This window comes from Gilvimarinus sp. 1_MG-2023, assembly GCF_030548285.1.
Window position 1 is genome coordinate 1 of the sequence record NZ_JAUOSC010000509.1, and the last position, 334, is coordinate 334.

At 49.7% G+C, this 334-nt stretch carries 1 protein-coding gene; it reads right to left on the bottom strand.

What is annotated here, in order from left to right:
* Nucleotides 1-334 (bottom strand): hypothetical protein (locus tag Q4563_RS17850; RefSeq protein ID WP_303605454.1); only part of this gene is annotated, 334 nt, incomplete at both ends.

A 334-nucleotide genomic window follows, 5' to 3' on the forward strand; every position in this document is an offset into this window, starting at 1 on the left:
ATTCAAACCGACAGATGCCAATTCGTAATAATCAAGACTGCTGGACACTGCCGTCCACCACGACTGTGCATCCTTGATATCCACACTGCCATCCAGAGAAACATCCTGGATACTTGCACCGTACATGTAAATCGCACATTCGTAGCCCGATTCCTCATCACCAGAGCAGTCACTTAACGAGAATGTTCTCGCCGTTGGCATACTGATATCACCGTTGGTCAGATAGGCTGTCCAGCCATAGTCCGTCATGTGATCCAGCAGGTTGGCAAAGCTATCATCGTAGTCGCTTGCCATCACCACGCCCACGCTGCCATCATCGTTATAGGTTACCGTT